Origin of the sequence: Methylobacterium goesingense (assembly GCF_022179225.1) — a bacterium.
In the GTDB taxonomy this organism is placed as follows: domain Bacteria; phylum Pseudomonadota; class Alphaproteobacteria; order Rhizobiales; family Beijerinckiaceae; genus Methylobacterium; species Methylobacterium goesingense.
This window is the reverse complement of record NZ_BPQL01000058.1, coordinates 69080-88490: the sequence shown is the minus strand read 5'-3', so window position 1 is coordinate 88490 and position 19411 is coordinate 69080. Positions and strand designations below refer to the sequence as shown.

Below are 19411 nucleotides of genomic sequence, written 5' to 3'. Positions count from 1 at the left end.
CGCATGGACCCGCCGGGCTGGATCACCGCCGTGGCCCCGGCCTCGGCCGCCGCGATCAGCCCGTCGGCGAAGGGAAAGAACGCGTCCGAGGCGACCACCGAGCCTTTCGCAAGGCTCTCGGCGACGCCGAGGCGCCGAGCGCCCTCCGCAGCCTTCCAGGCGGCGATGCGGGAAGAATCCACCCGCGACATCTGGCCGGCGCCGATGCCCACCGTGGCCCCGTCGCGGGCATACACGATGGCGTTCGACTTGACGTGCTTGGCTACCCGATAGGCAAAGCGCAGGTCGGCGTATTCCTGCGGGCTCGGCGCACGCCGCGTCACCACACGCAGCGGCATGTCGTCGACCACCGCGGCGTCGCGCGCCTGCACCAGCAGCCCCCCCGACAGGGTTTTCACGGTCTCGCCGGGCCCGCGCGGATCGGGCAGGCCATCGGCCAGCAGCAGACGCAGGTTCTTCTTGGCGGCCACGATCGCGATGGCCTCCTCGGTGGCGTCGGGCGCGATGATGACCTCGGTGAAGATCTCGACGATCCGGCGCGCGGCTTCCGCGTCGAGCGTCCGGTTCAGGGCCACGATGCCGCCGAAGGCGGAAGTCGGATCGCAACTCAGGGCACGCTCGTAGGCCTCGGCGAGGCTCGTCCCCTCGGCGACGCCGCACGGGTTGGCATGCTTGATGATCGCCACAGCGGCCGAGCGGGCCGGGTCGAACTCGGCGACGCACTCGTAGGCGGCGTCGGTGTCGTTGAGGTTGTTGTAGGAGAGTTCCTTGCCCTGGAGCTGGCGGGCGGTGGCGACGCCGGGCCGGGTCGGGCCGGGCGAGCGGTAGAAGGCCGCGCCCTGGTGGGGGTTCTCTCCGTAGCGGAGCGACTGGGCGAGGCTGCCGCCGAAGGCCCGGAAGGCTGGCGCCGGGTCCGGCTCGATCTGGCCCGCGAGCCAATTCGCGATGGCGGCATCGTAGGCGGCCGTTCGCGCATAGGCCTTCTGGGCGAGGCGGCGCCGGGTGCGCTCGCTCAGCGACCCGCCCTGGGCTTCGAGTTCGGCGAGCACGGCGGCGTAGTCGCCCACATCGACCACGACCGCCACGTCGGCGTGATTTTTCGAGGCGGCGCGGATCATTGCCGGACCGCCGATATCGATGTTCTCGACGCAATCGTCGTAGCCGGCTCCCTTCGCCACCGTCTCCTCGAAGGGATAGAGGTTGACCAACAGCAGGTCGATCGCGCGGATGCCGTGGGCAGCCAGCGCCGCCTGATGCTCAGGGTTGCCGCGCACGGCGAGCAATCCGCCATGGATGCCCGGGTGCAGCGTCTTCACCCGACCGTCCATCATCTCGGGAAAGCCGGTGAGGTCGGCGACCTCCGCGACGGTCAGCCCGGCCGCACGCAGGGCCTTGTGCGTCCCACCCGTGGAGACCAGCGCGATGCCGAGGCGGTCGAGAGCAGTGGCGAACTCGACGAGGCCGGCCTTGTCGGAGACGGAGAGGAGTGCGCGGGTGACCCGCACCTGGTCATGCGACATGGCGTTTCGTCCGGGGCAAAATACGAAGGAACTGCGACAAGGGAACTCGTGCGCGCCTACCACGAAATGCTGCGCTGCGGCCAGCCGCCCGTCAGCCCGCCGGGCTTTGGGACCGGGCGAAGCCCCACCGGACGCGGGTATCGTCCGCGACGGAGAGGTAGATCACGATCTGATCGGTGCGCCGTGCGCCGGTGAGCCCCGCGAAATAGACGCTCTCCTCCAGGGCGATCTCGCCGCCCTCTGCACCGAAGTGCCAGACCTCGCCGATGGGTAGGCTGAGTTCGATGCGGCCGTCGTCCAGTCCGCGCGCCGCGATGGCCGGGTGCAGGTGGAAGCGTACCGCGACCTCCTGGCGTCGGACCTTGCCGCGCTTCGGGCCGACGCTGCGCACGAAGGCGTCCTCGCCTTCGAGCACTTGGCCACCGGCCGCGAGGCGCCAGCGGCGCTCATGGATCACCCCGAAATCGTGGGCATAGCCGTCGTGGCGCGCGGCCAGAATGCTGGCGCCGTCCTCGCTGGTCCGCTCCGACTTCACCGCGCGGGGGCCGCGCAGGATCACGGGGCCGATCCGATGTGAGAGCCAGCGCACTGCCCAGCGCTCGTACCACGCGCCGCCGCCGACCAGGAACCGGCAGGAGGAGGTGTCGGCGACGGTCGCGGTCGAATGGGCGGCGGTGCTGCGGGCCAGCCGGCGCAGTTCCGGGCCGCTCGCCGGCAATCCGCAATTGATGACGATCCGCTGAGGGCCGCTCGACATCTCGAAGGACAGGCAGCCGGCCCCGGCATTGATCGAATCGGGGAGCGGCGGCGGCGCGCCGACATCGGCCACCACGAGGACCCGGCCGCCCTCCATGCGCTCGTAGCCGGAATTCGGCGCGTGCATCATCGGCTGGGCCAGGGCGCCGTCATAGACCAGCAGCGTGGCCAGGTGGTCGGCGGCCGTCGCGCCCATGCCGTTGAAGTGGCTGAGCGAGGCATCGGGATGCCGTAGCAGCCGCAGCAGCGGCAGCATCCGGTCGATGGCATGCAGAAGGGCATCCGGCGGATCGACGCTGCGCGAGAGGAAGCTCTGGCGCAGGGGCAGCAGATCGAGGAGCAGCTCCATCGCAAAGCGCGGGTCGCGGCTGCGGTGGCCGCCGTCCCGCAGGATCTGCCGGTCGAGTTCGCGCACGAGGATGCGGGTGGAGCGCCGGAGAATGGGCTGGATGCCCTCACAGCACAGGCCCGCGTAGCAGAGGGCCACGGCGGCAAGGAGCCGGGTCTGGGGCGAGATGCCCCGGCGCAGGTCGCCCTCGAGTTCGCGGGCGGCCTTGCCGAGGGCCTTGAGGAAGGTCTGGTAGAAGACGTGGTCCGCGCCCTCCAGCACGAGGGGCGACTGGCACAGGAACGAGATGAGGCGCCGTGCCGCCACCGGCGTCGGCCGGGCGAGTGCGGTGTCGCCGCGTCCGGCGATGAAATCGGCGACGAAAGCGCGGGCATTGGAGCGCGCCAGCGCCGTGTCGGCGGCGCGCAGGTGGCGCAACCAGCCGAAGCCGTAGAGGATGTCGGCCCATTCCTGCGAAGGCGGCGCATAATCGAAGGGCGAGCGTCCGCTCACCGAGAGCGAGCGCCCGGCGAACACGAACAACCCGGCATAGATGTCGTCCGCGAAGGTGGCGTCGCTGGTGCGCAGGTCGTGCGGCGCGATCACGAGGCCCGTGACCCGGGCGCGGGCGAGGATGTCGGGCCGGCCGGTCAGGCGCGCATAGGTATCACGCACGGACCGCGCGATCTCGCGCCCGATGAGCCGGTAGAACCGCCAGCGATCAGCTCCCCAGCGCACGCGTTCTCCCCTTCCGGCGCCGAACCCGACCGCCGGGCCTCACGCCGGATGCCGCTTCTCGAAGCGAGACCGTTGATCCGATTGCGCGGTTAACCGCAAATCCGGCGCTCCGTCCATGCTCGGACGCGCTCATTCGGCGGCTCCGGCCGACGCCGCGACCGTTCGCACGGGCTTGGGCCCCCTGGCTTCCGAGGCCTTGAGCGCTTTCCAGCTGTTGGGCTGCGCCACGAAGGCTCGGAGGGCAGCGGTGTTGGCGGCGGCCTCGTCCGCGGACAGGTCGGTTCGCGATGCGGCCTCGGCATCCGCGAATTTGCCCTGGAGCCCGAGGACCAGCGCCAGGTTCTGCCGAACCCGCGCATCGGCGCGGGGCTGGGCGACCGCCCGACGCAGGGTCTCTTCCGCCTGCGGCAACTGCCGCCCCAGCGCATAGGACAGGCCGAGATTCGAGAGAATCAGGGGGTCGTCGGGCTGGATCTTCAGGGCTGCCTCGTAGAACCCCTGCGCGCGGGCATGATCGCCGAGTTGGTCGGCCACCGCGCCCTGTGCCGAGAGGACGCGCCAGTCGGGCCGGGCCGGCGTATGGGCGTTCTGGAGCACTTCCGCGGCTTCCTGAAAGCGGCCGACATCGGCGAGCGCTTTTCCGTAAGCCGCGAGCACGGCGTTGTTCTTGGGGTTGCGCAGGGCCGCTTGCTGAAGCACCGCAACCGCCTGCGGCTTCTGGTTGGTCGCGCGCAGAGCCTGTGCGTAGCGCAGCGCGAGGGTGACGTCGCCGGGATCGGCCGCATACTTCTCGCCGAGGCTGTCGACCTCGCGCCGGCCGATCACCGCCGGGTTTTGCGGCTTGCCGAAACTCGGCAGGGACACCCCCCCGATCGAGCCGGTGGTCTCGGGCGAGCGTGACTGGCATCCGGCGGCGAAGCCCGCCACCAGGATGGTGATCAACAGCCCGGTGGTCCGGGTTCGTAATGGATTGAACAGCGGCGTGACCATGACGCGCTCCGCGACGGCCGACGGGAGGGAGCGCCCCATCGGTCCGGGTGTGTGATCGGTGTGTCTCGTCGGAGGCACGCTTCGCCCTCCCGACCGGCCGGTGATAGACCGTTAACCCTAACCCGCCGTTAACCCCCGTCTCGATCCTGCCCTCCGCGAGCCCCATGACCCAATCCCTGTCCCGCCTCGTCTCCAGTCTCGGCGCCGACGATGCCGTGCCGATCACCTGCGTCACGGCCGAAGCCTGGCCCGCGGTCGAGTCCGCCCTCCCCGGCCCGCAGGCGACGTTCGCCCGCGCGGCGGATTTCGCCCCGAAGGCCGGCCGGCTCGCCCTCCTTCCGGCGCCGGACGGCCGGCTCGGCGCCGTCCTGTTCGGACTCGGCGACGGCGGCGACCCCATGCTGGCGGGCAAACTCCCCGGGGCACTTCCACCAGGCACCTATCGCTTTGCTGCAGCGGAAGGGTTCGACGCCGCCACGGCAACGCTGGCTTGGCTGCTCGGCAGCTACCGCTTCGGGCGCTACCGCGATACCGGGCCGGAGCGCCCTGCCCTCGTGGCGCCGGAGGGCGTCGATGCCGAAGCCCTCGTGCGGATCGCCGCTGCGGTCGCCAACGGGCGCGATCTCGTCAACACGCCCGCCAACGACCTCGGACCCGCCGAGATCGAGGCGGCGGTTCGCGCCGTCGCTGGGCGTCACGGCGCCAGCGTCTCGGTCGTGTCGGGCGCGGATCTCGCCCGCGACTTCCCCCTCGTGCATACGGTCGGCTCGTCGTCCCCACGCGCGCCGCGCCTGATCGACCTGACCTGGGGGCCGACCGACGCGCCGCGCGTAACGCTCGTCGGCAAGGGTGTCGCCTTCGACACGGGCGGCCTCGACATCAAACCGTCGAGCGCGATGCTCCTGATGAAGAAGGACATGGGCGGGTCCGCAGCCGCCCTCGCCGCAGCCGACATGGTGATGGGCTCCGGGCTTCGCCTGCGCCTACGCCTGATCGTGCCGGCGGTGGAGAACGCGGTCTCGGGCGAAGCCTTCCGACCGGGCGACGTCATCCGCAGCCGGTCCGGCCTCACGGTGGAGATCGGCAACACCGATGCCGAGGGCCGGCTGATCCTCGCCGACGCCCTGGCGCTGGCGGATGCCGAGAACCCGGAGCTTCTGATTGATTTCGCGACCCTGACGGGCGCCGCCCGGGTGGCCCTGGGGCCGGACCTGCCGGCCTTCTTCACCGAGGACGACGCGCTCGCCGATGCGGTCTCGGAGGCTGGCGCGGCCTGCGCCGATCCCGTCTGGCGCCTACCGCTGCACAAGCCCTATGCGAGCCTGCTGGATTCGAAGGTTGCGGACCTGAACAACGTCTCGGGTGGCCCCTTCGCGGGGGCGATCACGGCGGCGCTGTTTCTGCGCCGCTTCGCCCCCGCCACGCGGGCCCACGTGCATTTCGACCTCTACGGCTGGAACCCGTCGACGAAGCCGGGGCGGCCGGAAGGCGGCGAGGTGCAGACGGCGCGGCTCGTCCACGCGCTCCTGTCCCGCCGCTACCCGAAGGCCTGAGGCGGGTCAGACCCCCAGCATCGCCTTCTCGGACTCGTAGGCGGCGCGGACCGGGGCCGCGCCGTAGGTCCGCTCCAGACGCCGCACGGTGAAATGCGCGCGGGCCGTCGACTGGAAGTGGTCCATGAAGGCCGCGTTGACCGCCGCGCCGCCGACTGCACCGAGGATCGGCACGGCCTGCGCCGCAACCTTCTGCGAGACCACGAGGCCGAAGCGCGACGCGATCTGCGCCGAGAAGCGGATCAGCGCAGGGGCGGCCTCGTCGAGGAGGGCCCGATTGCCGGCGTAGCGGGCGGCCTCCACCATTGTCTTGGCCAGGGCAGCGCGCACCGCGAAATAGCCGCTCTCCGTAAGGGCGCTGCCGGCCGCCTCGCGTCCGCCGAGGGCGAAGACTTGGACGCAGGCCAGGGCGTTCTCGGGATCCTGGAGATCCTCGCCCTCTTCCTGCGCGATCTGCGCGATGGAGCGCAGCATCAGGGTCGTCGAGAGCGGCAGTTCCACCGCGAGGGTCGCGAGTCCGAAGGCGCCGCCGACCGCGCCGGAGACGGCGGCCAAGGCCTTATGGCCGAAGGCGCTCGACGGGAAATACTTCGCCAGGCGTGCGGCGGTGCGCATCGTGGCCGATTCGGGTTCGGTCGGCCCGGTGAGCAGCGGTTCGGTGGCGGGGACGACGGGGATCTCACGGCCCGCCGGCAGGGTCGCCAAGGCGAGCTTGAGGGAAGCGCGCATGGCGCTCTCGGTGGCCTGCGCCACCGCGTCGGTCACGGGGGCCGGCAGTGCCCGCCCGATCAGATCGAGGGGGGCGCCGGCGACTGCCGAGAGGCGGGCGGCGAGCCCGGGCTTCTCCAGGGCCTCGACGGCTCGGCGCAGGGCGGCGCGGTCCGCGTCGCTCAGGCCAAGCGAGTCGGCGATGGGGGCCGGGGCGGTCAGGGTGTCGTCCACGAGTTTGATGTTGCTCACGTCTGCGGTCTCATCCGTGTGCGGGGTGGGTGCGGCCGGCGCGGCTCGTTTCCGAAGTAGCCATATCCGGCTGGGTCTTCCCCGAGGGGCTGCTGCCGGTGGAAGCAAGCCCGGGGCCTCGCGGATGGTTCCCGGCAATCTCGTCTCCAGCGGCGGCCTCGGGGCGGACCGGATCGGATGCCGCGGCGCTGGCGGCGGCCGCGTCGCGCTCTCCGGCTCGCCCCACGAAGATGCAGAGGATCACCACCGGGATGCCGACGGCTGCGGTGAGGGCGAAGAACACCGGATATCCGAAGGCCGCCACGATGTAGCCGGAGGTGCCCGCCACGAACTTGCCCGGCAGCGCGTAGAGCGATGAAAACAAAGCGTACTGGGTGGCGGCCAATCCTGGTGCGGTCAGGCTCGACATGTAGGCGATCAGCGCCATGCCGGCGAAGGAGCCGCAGAAATTGTCGATGGAGATCGCCGCCGTGAGGCGCCACACCTCCGGGCCGCCGAAGGACAGCCAGGAGAAGGAAAGATTCGAGGCGGCGCCCAGGAAGGCGCCGACCACCAGGGTCGGGAACAGGCCGAAGCGGGTCATCGCCCAGCCGCCGACGAAGGCCCCGGCAATACCCACCCAGATGCCATAGAGCTTCGAAACGAAGCCGATATCCACGAGGCTGAACCCCACGGTCTTGTAGAGCGGGCTCGCCATTACGCCGGAGATGAAGTCGGGCATGCGGTAAAAAGCGACGAGGACGAGGATGGCCCAGAGGCTGTGCCCGAGCCGCGCGTGAAGCTCGGCCAGGGGCTCGAGGATCGCGCTACGGAGCGTCCAGGCCGGCTTGGGTGCCGCCGGCGCCCGCTCGCTGGAGGCGCGATCGTAGGCCGGGGCGAACAGCGCCGCGAACATGCCGACGCCCATCAGGGCTGCCATCGACAGGTAGGCCACGCTCCAACCGTAGGCGCTGGCGATGAAGAGCGCACCTGCGCCGGCCGACATCAGGGCGAGCCGGTAGCCGAGGTTCGAGGTCGCCGCCATCACGCCCTGGAGGTCCGTGCCGGCGGCGTCGATGCGCCAGCCGTCGATGACCACGTCCTGGGTCGCTGCGCAGATGGCGACGAGGAAGGCGCCGAGCCCGAGCAGCGCCAGGCTGGTGCCCGGATCGGCGAAGGCCATTAGCGTCAGCGCGATGGCCACCGCGCACTGGGTCGCGATCATCCAGGCCCGGCGTCGCCCGAGGGCGCGGCTGAGGACGGGTACGTCGAACCGGTCGATCAGCGGCGCCCAGAGGAACTTCAGGGTGTAGGGAAGCGCAAGGTAGCTGAACAGGCCGATCGACTTGATATCGACGTCCGAATAGGCGAGCCGCGTCGAGAAGGTGCCAAGCACCAACAACAGGGGCAGTCCCGACGAGAAGCCCAGCGCCAGCATCAGCAGGATGCGCCGGTCCTCGACGATGTCCTTTAGGCGGAGGCGCCGGGTCGGGGCGTCGCCCAGGTCGCTTCGGGCCGTTGCGTCGCTTCGGGCCATGGCATGGAACTCCTAGGGGTCGAACGGGCTTGATGCCCGCAAACCATATCAGCCCACGGCTCCGATCCCACGCCCGGAGTTGTCCCAGGACCCGCAGGCCGTTGCGCGGCGCTCACCGGACGCAGCATGCCTTCCAAAACCTTAATGCGACGTCTCGCATTTTTCCTGTTGGCAGACCGGCCCGGGCGATCGACCATGGGCGAATTTTCCGTTGACGGGCGGGTGCTCCGAGGGGTCAACTCGCTCGCTTCATCCGGTGGGGCAGTGACGGCTGAACATCTGAACTTGCAGACCGGGTGGACAGCTTTGGCCGACGCCGATCATGACGCATAGGGATCCCCCCGCCGCTGGACCGCGCAAGCTCGGGATCGACGCCGGCGCGTTCGTGGCCGCCTTCACGGCCAGCCCGACGCCGATGGTGCTCACCGATCCGCGCCTGGCCGACAACCCGATCGTCTGGGCCAACGACGCATTCCTCGCCCTGACGGGTTATTCCTGGGAGGATCTCGACGGCAGAAACTGCCGGATGCTTCAGGGTGCCGACACGGATCCGCGCGCTGTGCGCCGCCTCCGCGAAGCCGTGCGGGTGGGCCGGCCGATCGAGATCGAGCTGGTCAATTACCGCAAGGACGGCACGTCGTTCTGGAACGGCATGACAGTGGCGCCCGTGCGCGACGCCACAGGGCGGATCGTTCATTTCTATTCGGCTCAGGCCGACATGACGGGCAAATATCGCCACGAAGTCGCGATGCGCGACGCCAACGACGAACTCGAACGACGGGTCGCCGAGCAGACCGCGGACCTGCGGGCCGCGCTCGAGCAGAAGACCGCGCTGCTCCACGAGGTCGATCACCGGGTCAAGAACAACCTCCAGGTCATCTCGTCCCTGATGCTGTTGAAGGCCCGGCGCACACCGCGCGGCGAGGTCCGCGACGCGCTGCAGGGCATGGCGGAGCGTGTTGGTGCCCTCTCCACCGTCCATCGGATGCTCTACTCCACTGGCGACGTAACGCGGTTCGATCTGCGTGAATTCGCCGAGGACTTTGTCTCCGAACTCGTCGCCGGCATCGACAACGAACGGACGGCCGTCAGCGCTGAGATCGATTCGATCGCGGTTTCCGCCGCGATGGCGGCGCCCCTTGCGCTGATGCTCCATGAGTTGGCGACCAACGCCGTCCGTCACGCCTTTCCGGACAGCCGGGCCGGGCGGATCACCATCACGGCGCAGCGCAGCGACGAAGGGCTGCGCATGCTGATCCAGGACGACGGGATCGGCCTTGCCGGTGGCAAGCCGAATCCGGCGGGCTTCGGACGCTCCCTCGTCGAGATGGTCGTCCGCCAGCTTCGCGGCGTGATCGTCTGGAGCGATGTCGCCCCCGGTACACGCGTCGAAATTACGGTGCCGCTCGATGCGGTCTCCCTGCGGACCGGTACGGAGCGGGCCCCGGAAGCGGAATGGACGACACGATGACCAGTCCGGCCCTGCGCGTCCTCGTGGTCGAGGACGAGGTCCTCATTGCCCTCGAACTCGAATGCCTGCTCGATGAACTCGGCCACGATGTCGTGGGCGTCGCCGGAAGCTCCGCCGAGGCGATCGCCCTCGGCATCTCGACGGCCCCCGACGTGGCGTTCGTCGACATCCACTTGGTGGACGGCCCCACCGGTGTCGAGGTGGCCCGAGCGCTCAGCGCCGACCCGCACACCACGGTGGTGTTCATGACGGCGAACGCCAAGCGCATTCCCGATGACTTCGCCGGAGCGATGGGGGTGATCGCCAAGCCGTATTCGGAGCGGGTGGTCGCCGGCGCCCTGCGCTATGTGGCGGATCTGCGCGCGGGGCGCGCGGCGACGATCGAAGGACTCGACGGTTTTCGGCTCGCGACTCGGGACTGTGTGGAGCCGCGCTACCTGTCCGAGGGGTGAGCCGTCCGCAGCCGCCTGTCGGCGAGTCTCAGCGGGCGGCTGCTCCGGTACCCGTCGCCATGGCACGGCGTGCTTCGGCTTGGCCGCTGACGTCCCCGTAGTATTTCGTCGCGTCGCCGAGTTGGATCGACGGCTGACAGTTCGGCGTGCAGGAATACGACTCGCGGTCGAGCCCGCGCTGAACGGTTATCACGGCGGCCTGCGGCGCCTGAACGCTGATGGTCGATTCCGCCAGCATGCTTCCCGATGCGTCGAGGGCGATCAGGTTGGTACTGCCGAAGCTCTTCCCGGTGAGGATCAGCACGCCGTTCTTCTGGAGGGCGACGTCCGCGATGATGGGATTGCCGACGATCACCGTTTGGGTCCGGTCGGGCAACCGGATCACCTTGGCATTGTCGACCGTCACCGTGACGATGGTCGGTGCGCCCGTCGTCGGCTGGGCTTTCACGGTGGGGCAGCCGAAGGCGGACCAGACGGACAACAAGACGGCGGCGAGGGTCCGGGCGGCTATGCGGGACGGGTTCGCGCGCTGTTGCATCGGAGGCTCACTGAAACCGTACGGCACGACGCCCATCACGCTTGATGCCGGCACATCCGAACGAGCCGGCGCGCCGAGAGTGGTCCGCCGAAGAAGCACGCGCAGGGTAAACGAACCGATAACTGCGCTATCTCGGAGCGTGGCGCTGAAGGTCCAACGCGTCCGCGTTCGTCGCCGACCTCGAGAACGCGCCGCTCTTCAGTCGCGTCCCACGGAGTCGGCCATAGCCGCCGGTGGCGTTAAGGATTTCTTGATGATGATCCGAGGCCCTGAGCCTGGACCCGGTTTCGCGGATCGATTTAACCCAATCGCAAGAGGCCCCTGACATTCTGACTGGGTCGCCGGAGAGACGCCGAGGGCGTGTGCGGCACATCCACTTCAGGGGTACTTTGCCATGACCTCCATTTTCAAGCGTTTCGCCGCCGACGAGTCCGGTGCCACCGCCATCGAGTACGGCCTGATCGCCGCCCTCATCGCCGTCGTGATCATCGGTACCCTCTCCACGATCGGCACCAACCTGAACACCAAGCTCGGTGCAGTCGCCACCAACCTCGCGACGGCGCCCGCTGCGAAGTAATCCCGGGAGCGTTGCGTTCCGGCAATTGGCCGGTGCAACGCAGCGGGAGAGCGCGGCCCGGATCCTGGCGGGCCGACCTTGTCTGAGGGGCCTCGCCGGAGACGGTCGGCGCACCTCTCACGGTTACACATGGAGCGGGCACCAGGCTCGGCTCTCCAACAACGAGCACTGTCGCCCGTACTCGATCGGCAGTTCACGGAATTCTCGGGCATGCCACGTTCGCGTGGCTGCCCTCTCCGCTGTTCGACCGCAACGCGACCGACCCACCCGAGTGGCGGATCTCGCCGGAGGGTCGCTGGGCACCATGGACACATCCCGGATCACCCCAGAGAGGCCCGGGCCCGAGCGTGGTCCGTACGCCGATCGCGTCGCGCGAGACTGTTGAACCGATATGGCCAGCCTCAGCCTTCTCGTGGTCTTCCCGTTCCTGATGGCCTACGCGGCCTCCCGGGACCTCCTGACCATGCTCATCCCCAACACCGTGTCGATTGCCTTGGCGGTCGCCTTCGCGGCCTTCGCGATCGCGAGCGGGTTTGGTTTGAGCGAGATCGCCAACCACCTCGGTGCGGGAGCCGTGACCCTGCTGGTCACCTTCAGTCTGTTCGCCTTCGGGCTGATCGGGGGCGGCGATGCCAAGCTCGCTGCCGCGACCGCCCTCTGGATCGGCTTCGACCACCTGCCCGAATACCTTCTCCTCGCCTCCGTGTCGGGCGGTGCTCTGACGCTCGGTCTCCTGGCGATGCGGGCGCTTCCGCTCCCCGGCCCGGTCGCACGGCTGCCCTTCGCGTTGCATCTTCACGATGCGAAGACCGGCGTCCCGTACGGAATCGCGCTGGCGCTCGCCGCTCTTCTGGTCCTGCCCGAGACCGTCATCTGGACCCGTAGCCTCGGGATCTGACTGGCCATCTGTACCAAATAGCAATTTCGATCGCATTGATTACCGCTTGTTAACCGTAATTTGAGGAATCCGGCCTCAGATCCGAACCGTACGGCGATCCGCCGTCCTTAGGTTCGAGCCCGGTGATGAAACCAGCCAGACTTGCCGTTCTCGCGATTGCGCTCGTTGCGGGCGGAGCGGCGGCTTTCCTCATGAGCGGCGAAGACAAGCCGACGGTTCAGCCGATCGCCGTCGCTCCGCCCCCCGCCGTCCCGGTGACGGACGTGCTGGTGGCAGCCGCCGAGTTGCCCATGGGGCAGAACATCCAGGCGCCTGACCTGCGCTGGCAGCCTTGGCCGAACGACGCGCTCTCGGCGGGCTACATCACCCGCACCAGCTCACCGAAGGGTATGGAGGAGATCGTCGGGTCCATAACCCGCTCGAACTTCCTTGCCGGCGAGCCGATCCGCCCACAGAAGCTCGCCCGGTCCGATGGCGGTTTCCTTGCCGCGGTCCTTCCCGCGGGCATGCGTGCGGTCGCGATCACCATCGACACACGCGGATCGAACACGGCGGGCGGCTTCATCCTGCCGAACGATCATGTCGACATCATCCGCACCTACCGCGACGAGGATGTGGGGCGCGGCAACGGCGACGCGCAGGCCTCCGAGACCCTGCTTCAGGACATTCGCGTCCTGGCGATCGGACAGATCGTGCAGGAGAAGAACGGCAACAACGTCGTGACGGGCGAAACCGCCACCCTCGCCCTGACCCCGGCCCAGGCCGAACTCGTGACCATGGCCCAGAAGGCGGGCCAACTCTCTCTCTCCCTTCGAAGCCTCGTCGATAGCGGTCGCATCAGCGACCCGACCCTCGAAGCACGTCCCGAAACAGCGCTCACCGTCGTGCGGTTCGGCGTCGCGAAGCAGCAATCGCGGCGCTGAGACGAAACGCACACCTGACGACAGAGGACGCGCCGATGACCTACTCCCGCACATTCCTTCGCCTCGGCTCGGTCGGAGCGGCGCTCGTCGTCGCGGCGTCCGCCGGCCCTGTCCGGGCCCAACCCACCCGCAACACGATCCCGGCGCCGGTCCTCGCGGTCGGCGGAAACGAGGGCAGCACGGCCCGGCGTGTCGACCTCACCATGGGCAGGTCCCTGGTGATCGACCTGCCGCGGGACGCCAAGGAGGTCTTCGTCGCCAATCCGAAGGTCGCCAACGCCGTCGTACGGTCCACCCGCAAGGTCTTCGTCATCGGCATGGAGAACGGGGCCACCTCGATCTTCATCATGGACGCAGAGGGACGGCAGATCACGGCCCTCGACGTCACGGTCGCGACGAACCTGAATCTCGGCGAACTCAGCCAGATCCTCATGCGCAGCATCCCGGGCGGGCGGTTCGACCTTCGCTCGGCCGGGAACTCGATCATTCTCTCCGGTTCGGTGGCCTCGGCCTCCGAGGCCGCGCAGGCCGTCGACATCACCAACGGGTTCGTCGGCGTGAACGGTGTGGCCGGAGCTGTGGGCCAGACTACGGGTGCTACCGCCAATGCTTCGGCGAGCCGGGGCGCGGTGATCAACAACCTCACCATCCGGGACAAGGATCAGGTGATGCTACGCGTCACCGTGGTCGAGGTCTCGCGTACGGTTCTCAAGCAGTTCGGCGTCAACCTCAACGGCAGCTGGTCGGGCCTGAACCTCGCCAACACCACGCCGCTCGCCCTGAACGGCGGCCAGTTCCCGTCGGGAAACCTCCTGTCCGGGACCGTCACCGGGTCCGGCGGCGCCAGCCTGACCGCGACCCTGAGGGCCTTCGAGCAAGCGGGTGTTTCACGCATCCTCGCCGAACCGACCCTGACGGCGATCTCGGGCGAATCCGCCAAGTTCACGGCCGGTGGCGAAATTCCCGTTCCGGCCTCCCAGAACTGCACCGGTGGCGTCTGCACCATCGGCATCAGCTTCAAGCAGTATGGCGTCAGTCTCAGCTTCACGCCCGTGGTCCTCGCGCAGAACCGCATCTCGGTGCGCGTCGGGACCGAGGTTTCCGAGATCGACCAGCAGAACTCATTCAATTTCGTGTCGGCGGGCACCACCGCCACCGGCGCTCAGAACACCTCCGTCCCGGGCTTTACGCTCCGCAAATCCGAAACCACGGTGGAGCTCGCCTCCGGCGCCACGATGATGACGGCCGGCCTGATCCAGCAGCGCAACAAGGCGGCGATCTCGGGGTTGCCGGGGCTGATCAACCTGCCGATCATCGGCGCCCTGTTCCGCTCCCGCGATTATCAGCGCCAGGAGACGGAGCTGATGATCATGGTCACCCCGTACATCGCGAAAGCCATGGAACCGCGCCAGATCGCGCGACCGGATGACGGCTTCGTCGACGCCCAGGATGCACAGGCCATCCTCCTCGGCCGCCTGAACAAACTCTACGGGGTCGCGGGCGCCAACCCCCTCGGCAACGGCTACCGCGGCCGCGTCGGCTTCATCACCGACTAGATCGACCGCCTCATCTTCGCGCGCCGCCTCTACAGGACCCGATCACGATGTCCCTTCCGTCCCCCCGAAACGCACTGGCCCTGGCGGCGGTCGCGAGCGTCGCCGCGCTCCTGGGCGCCTGCCGCGCCGATCGCGTGGCGACGACCGGCTCGCTCTACCCGCACGATTATCGCGCCCGCCACCCGATCGTCCTCGCGGACGGCGCGCGCAGCCTGGATGTCTTCGTGACCGGCACCGGCCATGTCGACCCGCGTCAGGCCGCGGATATCGATGCCTTCATCCTCGAGTTCCGCCGTTATGGGCGAGGCACCCTCGTGCTCGACATCCCGCGCGGTGTCGCACCCGGAATGGGGGCGGGCGTGGAGCGGACGGCCGCGGCGATCCGGCGGATCGGTGCCGAAGGTGGTATCCCGCCGGGCCGCATCGCCGTCACGAGCTACGCGGTCGCTAATCCGGGCCTCGCCGCCCCCTTGCGGCTTAGCTTCCAGCGCATGGAGGCGAAGGTCGCCAGCCAGTGCGGAACCTGGCCTCAGGATCTCGGCGTCGGCGACCCGGCCTTCAGCGGCCGCAACGAGTCTCACTGGAACCTCGGCTGTGCCAGCCAGAACAACTTCGCTGCCCAGATCGCCGACCCCGTCGATCTCGTGCGCGGGCGTCCCGAGGGTCGGATCGACACGATCCGGCGCACGGGTGACATCACGAAGATGCGCGAAGGCAAGGATCCGTCAACCCAATGGCGGCAGGATGGGAAGACGTCCGTGAAGGCAGCTGTCGGCGAGTGACCGGGCCGGAGCCCGGCCATCGCGACGAACTGCCAATCTTCCTCCCGCATCGGCGGCAACCTGAACCGGAATCCACCTCATGCCGGACCTGAACGCGTCGTCTGAGCGCATCATCGCCCCGGTACCTCGGATCACGATCCAGGCCTTCTGCGATACGTCGGAGACCGCGTCACTGATCGAGTCCGTGGGGACCGACCGGCGGATGCAGAAGGCGCACATCAAAGTTCAGATGGGCGGCGGCCCGGCCGCCGTCGAGGCCTACAGGCATGCGCCGACACCGAACGTCATCGTCATCGAGACGCAGAGTGCCAGGTCCCGCCCCCTGGAGTGCCTCGATCAGCTGGCCGAGGTCTGCGACGAGGGCACGAAGGTCGTCGTCATCGGGCATGTCAACGATGTGCAGCTGTACCGACAGTTCATCCAGCGCGGGGTGAGCGAGTACCTGATGGCGCCCGTGCAGGCGATCGACCTGATCCAGGCGATCTCCGACCTCTTCACCATTCCGGGCGCCAAGCCGGTCGGACGGACCGTGGCGGTGGTCGGTGCCAAGGGGGGCGTCGGCGCATCCACCATCGCCCACAACCTCGCGTGGACCATCGCCCGCGAGCAGGATACGGCGACCGTTATCGCCGACCTCGATATCGCTTTCGGAACGGCAAGCCTGAACTTCAACCAGGACCCGCCGCAGGGCATCGCCGAGGCGGTGTTCGCCCCGGACCGCCTCGATTCGAACCTCCTCGACAGGCTGCTGTCGAAGTGCAGCGACAATCTCTCGCTGCTGGCGGCGCCCGCCACCCTCGACCGCACGACGGACCTTACCGAGCCGGCCTTCGACAATCTTCTCGACCTCCTGCGCGCGGCCGTGCCCTGCATCGTCCTCGACGTGCCGCACCAGTGGACCGCGTGGTCGCGACGCATGCTCATCGGAGCGGACGAGATCCTCATCGTGGCGAGCCCCGAACTCGCCTCCCTGCGCAACACGAAAAACTTGCTCACCCTCCTCCAGCAGAATCGCCCGAACGATCGCAGGCCTCGGGTGATCCTGAACGGAACCGGCGTCCCCAAACGGCCCGAGATCGCCGCGGCCGAATTCGCCAAATCGCTGGACGCGACGATCAGCGCCAGCGTGCCGTTCGATGCGGCGCTGTTCGGCACGGCCGCCAACAACGGGCAGATGCTGGCCGAGGTGCAGAGCGGGTCCAAGGCGGCCGAGGTCCTGTCGAGCCTGGCGGCCTTGATCACCGGCCGGACGGAGCAGCGGCGCGCGCGCCAGAACCTGTTCGAGCCGCTGCTGTCCAAGCTCGCGCGTCGGAAGGCCTCGTGATGCCGACCGCGTTGCCTGAATTTTCCGATGGGAGAACGCGCCATGTTCGGTAGGCGCTCTGGCAACGCGGCGGCCGAGGATCGGCCGGTTGCGATCGTGGCCAAGCCGCAGGCGATCCTGCCGGTACACGATGATTCCGCTCTGCGCCCCAAGGCCGAGGCGTCGCGGCGGGCCGAGGTCGTGCCGCCGCCCGCGCCGACGAAGTCGGAAGACTACTTCCGCACCAAGAGCATGATCTTCGGTGCGCTGATCGAGGCGATCGACCTCTCTCAGTTGGCCCGGCTCGATGCCGAGGCGGCGCGTGAGGAAATCCGTGACATCGTCTCGGAGATCATCGGCCTCAAGAACATCGTGCTGTCGATCGCCGAGCAGGAGGAACTCCTCGACGATATCTGCAACGATGTCCTCGGGTATGGCCCCCTGGAGCCGCTGCTCGCCCGGGACGACATCGCAGACATCATGGTCAACGGTGCGAACCGCGCCTTCATCGAAGTGGGCGGCAAGATCCAGCTCACCAACGTGCGTTTTCGCGACAATCAGCAGCTGATGAACATCTGCCAGCGGATCGTGAGCCAGGTCGGTCGCCGGGTCGACGAAGCCTCGCCGATCTGCGACGCGCGTTTGCCGGACGGATCCCGCGTGAACATCATCGCGCCGCCCCTGGCGATCGACGGGCCGGTCCTGACCATCCGTAAGTTTAAGAAGGACAAGCTGACCCTGGATCAGCTCGTCACCTTCGGGGCGATCTCGCCGGAGGGCGCCAAGATCCTGCAGATCATCGGCCGGGTCCGCTGCAACGTCGTCATCTCGGGCGGCACCGGCTCGGGCAAGACCACACTCCTGAACTGCCTTACCCGCTACATCGACGCGGACGAGCGCATCATCACCTGCGAAGATGCGGCCGAGCTGCAACTGCAGCAGGCCCACGTCGTCCGCCTGGAGACGCGCCCGCCCAACATGGAGGGTTCCGGACAGGTCACCATGCGCGACCTCGTCAAGAACTGCCTGCGTATGCGTCCCGAACGGATCATCGTCGGCGAGGTCCGTGGCCCGGAGGCCTTCGACCTCCTTCAGGCGATGAACACCGGCCACGACGGCTCCATGGGAACGCTGCACGCCAACTCGCCCCGCGAAGCCCTGGCGCGCATCGAGTCCATGATCACCATGGGCGGCTTCAGCCTGCCGTCGCGGACGCTGCGCGAGATGATCGTTGGCTCCATCGACGTGATCGTCCAGGCGACGCGCCTGCGTGACGGCTCGCGCCGAATCACCCACATCACGGAGGTGCTGGGTCTCGAGGGCGATGTCATCATCACCCAGGACCTTTTCCTCTACGACGTGCTCGGCGAGGACGCGAACGGCAAGCTGATCGGCCGTCACCGCTCGACCGGCGTCGGGCGCCCGCGCTTCTGGGAGCGCGCGCGCTACTACGGCGAGGAGAAAGCCCTGGCCGACGCGCTCGATGCGGCGGCCGATTTCGGCGGGGGTGAACCGTGAGCGGCCTCAACCTGCCCCTCTCGGCTGGACTCGCCGCCGTCGCTACCGGCGCGGTCGCCTATGTGTTCCTGATGCCCTACCTGACGGGCGAGCGCCGCTCGGCCGAGCGCAGGAAGGCGGTCAGCGTCGTGGCCGCTCCGGGCACCCGAGCGGCGATCGTCAGCCGTCGCGAACAAGTCGCCAAGAGCCTCAAGGAAGTCGAGGCGAAGCGCAACGGGACGAAGGTTACCCTCGAACTGAAGATCGCGCGGGCAGGACTGTCCTGGACGCGATCCCAATTTTACATGATCTCCGCGGTGCTTGCGCTGGTGGTGGGAGCGGGCGCGTTCGTCATGACGGGCGGTCCGCTCGTCGCAGCGGGTGCGGTCTTCGCGGGCGGCTTGGGCTTGCCGCTCTGGATTCTGACCTTTCTCCGCAAGCGCCGCATCGCTGCCTTCATCAAGGAACTGCCAACCGCCATCGACATCATCACCCGCGGCGTGCGCGCGGGCATCCCGGTTGGCGATTGCTTCCGCATCATCTCGCGCGAAGCGGAGGAGCCGATCCGGACCGAATTCCGCCTGGTGGTGGAAGCGCAGACCTTGGGCCTGTCCCTCGGTGAGGCGCTGGTCAAGATGTACGAGCGCGTCCCGGTTTCGGACGTCAACTTCTTCGGAATCGTCATCAGTATTCAGGCGAAATCCGGCGGCAATCTCTCCGAAGCGCTCTCGAACCTCTCGCGGGTTCTGCGTGAACGCAAGAAGATGGCCGGCAAGATCCAGGCGATGAGCATGGAAGCCAAGGCATCGGGCGGCATCATTGCGGCCCTGCCCTTCGTGGTGGCGACCCTCACCTACCTGACAAGCCCCGATTACATCTCCCTGCTCTGGCGGACTGATATCGGTAAGCTCGCCCTCCTGGGGTCCGCGATCTGGATGTCGATCGGGGTCTTCACCATGAAGAAAATGATCAATTTCGACGTCTGAGCGTCATCGCGCCCCCGATCCGCGCGCGCGGGTAGTCCGGAGGCTTCTCGTCCGGTCCAATCGCTAG

General features: G+C 68.4%; 17 protein-coding genes. 11 read left to right on the top strand and 6 right to left on the bottom strand.

Going from position 1 to position 19411, the window contains the following annotated elements; translation table 11 throughout:
* From purH to MFF30_RS11315, 3 genes are all read right to left on the bottom strand, one after another.
* On the bottom strand, nt 1–1520 hold a 1520-nt coding region (purH, locus tag MFF30_RS11325; protein WP_238279480.1), incomplete at its 3' end, for a bifunctional phosphoribosylaminoimidazolecarboxamide formyltransferase/IMP cyclohydrolase.
* Between the two features lie 91 nt (nt 1521–1611).
* Complete coding sequence (locus MFF30_RS11320; protein ID WP_238279479.1) at nt 1612–3342, bottom strand: heparinase II/III family protein; 1731 nt, start codon at nt 3340–3342, stop codon at nt 1612–1614.
* A gap of 129 nt (nt 3343–3471) precedes the next feature.
* Nucleotides 3472–4332, bottom strand: coding sequence for a tetratricopeptide repeat protein (locus tag MFF30_RS11315; RefSeq protein ID WP_238279478.1), 861 nt, complete (start codon nt 4330–4332; stop codon nt 3472–3474).
* A 164-nt stretch (nt 4333–4496) separates the two neighbouring features.
* Here MFF30_RS11315 and MFF30_RS11310 point away from each other — a divergent pair, with 164 nt between their 5' ends.
* Entirely contained in the window at nt 4497–5885 is a 1389-nt protein-coding gene (locus tag MFF30_RS11310; protein WP_238279476.1) for a leucyl aminopeptidase family protein, read from the top strand.
* A 6-nt stretch (nt 5886–5891) separates the two neighbouring features.
* On the opposite strand, the gene MFF30_RS11305 is transcribed toward MFF30_RS11310, so the two are convergent.
* Nucleotides 5892–6836 (bottom strand): EcsC family protein, encoded by a 945-nt coding sequence (locus tag MFF30_RS11305; RefSeq protein WP_373320885.1) that lies wholly within the window; start codon nt 6834–6836, stop codon nt 5892–5894.
* A 19-nt stretch (nt 6837–6855) separates the two neighbouring features.
* Nucleotides 6856–8361 carry an AmpG family muropeptide MFS transporter gene (locus tag MFF30_RS11300; RefSeq protein WP_238279473.1) on the bottom strand — a complete coding sequence of 502 codons (1506 nt, stop codon included), beginning with the start codon at nt 8359–8361 and terminating at the stop codon, nt 6856–6858.
* Nucleotides 8362–8683: 322 nt separating this feature from the next.
* Between MFF30_RS11300 and MFF30_RS11295 the strand changes: the two genes are divergently transcribed.
* Together MFF30_RS11295 and MFF30_RS11290 are read left to right on the top strand one after the other, a co-directional pair.
* The gene (locus MFF30_RS11295; RefSeq protein WP_283205888.1) at nt 8684–9832 is read left to right on the top strand and encodes a PAS domain-containing protein; all 1149 of its coding nucleotides are present in this window, start codon (nt 8684–8686) and stop codon (nt 9830–9832) included.
* Nucleotides 9817–10284, top strand: coding sequence for a response regulator (locus MFF30_RS11290; RefSeq protein WP_238279472.1), 468 nt, complete (start codon nt 9817–9819; stop codon nt 10282–10284). Before MFF30_RS11295 ends, MFF30_RS11290 begins: the two co-directional genes overlap by 16 nt.
* Nucleotides 10285–10312: 28 nt before the next feature.
* Here the strand turns inward: MFF30_RS11290 and MFF30_RS11285 are convergent, their stop codons facing one another.
* Nucleotides 10313–10858 (bottom strand): pilus assembly protein N-terminal domain-containing protein, encoded by a 546-nt coding sequence (locus MFF30_RS11285; RefSeq protein WP_238279489.1) that lies wholly within the window; start codon nt 10856–10858, stop codon nt 10313–10315.
* Between the two features lie 358 nt (nt 10859–11216).
* On the opposite strand from MFF30_RS11285, the gene MFF30_RS11280 reads away from it, so the two are divergent.
* The 8 genes from MFF30_RS11280 to MFF30_RS11245 all read left to right on the top strand — a co-directional run bounded on the left by MFF30_RS11280 (nt 11217) and on the right by MFF30_RS11245 (nt 19344).
* Nucleotides 11217–11399: a Flp family type IVb pilin gene (locus MFF30_RS11280; protein WP_238279470.1), complete on the top strand. Its 183-nt coding sequence runs from the start codon at nt 11217–11219 to the stop codon at nt 11397–11399.
* Between the two features lie 391 nt (nt 11400–11790).
* Nucleotides 11791–12297 (top strand): A24 family peptidase, encoded by a 507-nt coding sequence (locus MFF30_RS11275; RefSeq protein ID WP_238279469.1) that lies wholly within the window; start codon nt 11791–11793, stop codon nt 12295–12297.
* 125 nt (nt 12298–12422) lie between these two features.
* Nucleotides 12423–13220: a Flp pilus assembly protein CpaB gene (cpaB, locus tag MFF30_RS11270; RefSeq protein ID WP_238279468.1), complete on the top strand. Its 798-nt coding sequence runs from the start codon at nt 12423–12425 to the stop codon at nt 13218–13220.
* A 35-nt stretch (nt 13221–13255) separates the two neighbouring features.
* A complete protein-coding gene (locus tag MFF30_RS11265; RefSeq protein ID WP_238279466.1) occupies nt 13256–14776 on the top strand; it encodes a type II and III secretion system protein family protein in 1521 nt (506 codons plus the stop codon).
* Nucleotides 14777–14823: 47 nt separating this feature from the next.
* Nucleotides 14824–15558, top strand: a complete 735-nt coding sequence (locus MFF30_RS11260; protein ID WP_238279465.1) for a CpaD family pilus assembly protein — start codon at nt 14824–14826, stop codon at nt 15556–15558.
* A gap of 79 nt (nt 15559–15637) precedes the next feature.
* Nucleotides 15638–16882, top strand: a complete 1245-nt coding sequence (locus MFF30_RS11255; RefSeq protein ID WP_238279464.1) for a CpaE/TadZ family protein — start codon at nt 15638–15640, stop codon at nt 16880–16882.
* Between the two features lie 42 nt (nt 16883–16924).
* Complete coding sequence (locus tag MFF30_RS11250; RefSeq protein ID WP_238279463.1) at nt 16925–18379, top strand: TadA family conjugal transfer-associated ATPase; 1455 nt, start codon at nt 16925–16927, stop codon at nt 18377–18379.
* Nucleotides 18376–19344: a type II secretion system F family protein gene (locus MFF30_RS11245; RefSeq protein ID WP_238279462.1), complete on the top strand. Its 969-nt coding sequence runs from the start codon at nt 18376–18378 to the stop codon at nt 19342–19344. The genes MFF30_RS11250 and MFF30_RS11245 overlap by 4 nt, the downstream gene beginning before the upstream one ends.
* Nucleotides 19345–19411 lie beyond the last annotated feature (67 nt).